General features: G+C 54.8%; 1 protein-coding gene and 1 pseudogene. Both read left to right on the top strand.

What is annotated here, in order from left to right; translation table 11 throughout:
• Positions 1-1,638 (top strand): S8 family serine peptidase (locus THALAR_RS00015; RefSeq protein ID WP_154666716.1); only part of this gene is annotated, 1,638 nt, incomplete at its 5' end.
• Between the two features lie 195 nt (positions 1,639-1,833).
• Positions 1,834-2,548, top strand: a pseudogene (locus tag THALAR_RS18255) (IS3 family transposase); the annotation flags it as partial.

The following is a 2,548-nucleotide window of genomic DNA, read 5'->3' as shown; positions in this document are numbered from 1 at the left end:
TCCGACAAGGGCGATGGCGGCATGGGCGGTGGCTCTGGCAAAGGTAGCGGCTCCGACAAGGGCGATGGCGGCATGGGCGGTGGTAGCGAGGGCTCGAACGCAGAACTAGGCGGCAAGAAAAATGTCAGTAACCGGCTAGCAGCCAACGCCCTTCAACTGATGAAACCTCAGGGGACTGACCCATTTTCCGCAACCCAGAATCTACGCGGTGGTAGGCAAATACTGATGGTGACCGCACCACTGCGATTTGCGCATTCAGCCACCAATTCAGTGTTTTCCAACCAGATTATCCGTGTGCAAGCCGCTGTCCCGTCCATCCAACTGCTTGCTGGTGGGCGAATTTGCGATGAAGTGGACGCATCAAACCAATCAGAGACAAATGACGGCGACGCAGACGAATCAGAAGTTCACACTGGCGCCGAGGCCAGCAAAGAAGTTCAGGTTGTACATTGGAACCATCCGCTGCCGATGCCAGAAACCCCGATCTCAGAAACGGACTTAGCTGAAAGTTTGGGTCTTGAGGCCGAGGGCCTTCCTGAGGAGTACCGCACTCCGGACAACGTTTACACGACCGAAAACGACACTCCTCAGTTCGTGTTGCTTGCGTCTCAACAAACGACCCCTGCGGCGCTTGATATCATACAATCCCTTGGTGGAATTATTCTTGAGATTTCGTCGCTGCCCAGTCTTGATCTAAACATGATTGTCATTGACTTGGCCGGCGCGGTGAGTGGTGCGGAAGTGCGGGCTCTGTTGGCCTTCGACGGGATCGATGCGGACTTTGACATGAACCACATTTACGTGGGGGCACAAGGTAGGCGGTCCTACGCACACGAACTGGTTGGGTCTGCCGACTTTGATCGCTGTACCTTGCCTCGATCTGTTCGTATCGGCATTATCGACGGCCCCGTCGATGACACGTCACCTTTTCTACACAACGTCCAAATGCGGTCGCACACGGTCCTCGGTCAAACTGAAGTTCCTGCGTCAACTTCTCATGCAACGGGGATTGCTTCTCTAATCGCTGCGGCACCTGCGGCGGATAGTGTTGAGGGTCTCGCAATTGGAGCGGAATTGTTCGTCGCAGTCGCTTTCGCAGACTCGAAGAACGGAAATATCGCATCGACTCAGAACCTCGTGAAAGCAATCGACTGGCTCCTCAGCGAGAAAGTTGAAATTATCAACATGTCTCTTGCTGGGCCACATAATCGCACCCTGAGACGTGTCCTCTCTGTTGCCGGAACGCGCGGCGCGACTATCGTGGCCGCCGCGGGAAATGATGGCCTCCCACATGTTGCCTACCCAGGATCCGACCCTAACGTGATTGCCGTCACGGCAGTAGACGCGTTCAAGGATATATATGCGATGGCGAGTTTCGGGGACGAGGTGGAGTTTGCGGCGCCGGGCGTCGATCTGCTTGTGGCCGAAGGTATCGGCCAAGCCTACCGTTCCGGTACTTCGTACGCCGCGGCAATCGCAAGCGCTATAATCGCTCACGTTATTGGTAATGCACACATGTCCCCATCTAAAGTACGTGATGTACTTCGAGACAGTGCTACTGATTTGGGCGCGGCAGGTTGGGATCCACGCTTCGGATGGGGGTTGATGCAATTAGGTCTGTGCAAGGACGAGAATTAACCTCTGCGCTGAAGCTCATGGTCTGCTCGCCATCTGTGAAGCCGTACTGAAAAAGCAAACTTGCGATAGTCGTAGCGAGTGTCTAATTGGCGCTGACCTGCCACGGGATTTTTCCTCCATTTGCAATTAGAGTGATCCTGTCGCGGTTTGATGCCGCTCCTTTGATAGCATTTATTGCTGCAAAGGAGACAAGCAATGGGACTGAAACGGACGGACGAATTCCGCCAAGGTGCTGTGCGGATCGCACTGACGAGCGGGCTTACGCGCAAACAGGTGGCTTCTGATTTAGGTGTCGGGCTGTCAACGCTGAACAAATGGATCACGGCACATCGAGACACTGATGTGGTGTCGAAAGAGGATCTGAGCCTCGCTCAGGAGAATGAACGCCTTCGACGCGAGGTGCGCATTCTCAAGGAGGAGAAGGACATCCTAAAAAAGCCACCCAGTTCTTCGCGGGCCTAAAGCAATGAGATCTAGGTTCATCGAAGAACACCGTGACAGTTTTCCGGCCAAACGCTTATGCCATGTTGTCGGTGTCAGCACGCGTGGATTGCGGGCCTTCCGCACCCGTCCGGCCAGCCGCAGACAGCGGTCTGATATGGTAACGTTGGCGCACATCAAAGAACAGTCACGTCTCAGCCTGGGCAGCTATGGTCGGCCAAGAATGACAGAGGAGCTGAAAGAGATCGGTTTGGATGTGGGTCACCGCCGAGTTGGCAGGTTGATGCGCCAGAACGGCATATCTGTTGTGAGAACACGTAAGCGCAAGGTCACGACAGACAGCGACCACAAGTTCAACATCTCACCAAATCTGCTGAATCGGGACTTCACTGCGAGCAATCCCGACCAGAAATGGGCTGGCGATATCAGTGTAACCTGGGCGGACCTGCGGGACACTTGCGTTGCTACT

It is taken from the genome of Litoreibacter arenae DSM 19593 (genome assembly GCF_000442275.2).
GTDB lineage: Bacteria > Pseudomonadota > Alphaproteobacteria > Rhodobacterales > Rhodobacteraceae > Litoreibacter > Litoreibacter arenae.
The sequence above is the reverse complement of the archived record's forward strand: the minus strand, read 5'-3'. Positions and strand labels throughout refer to the sequence as shown.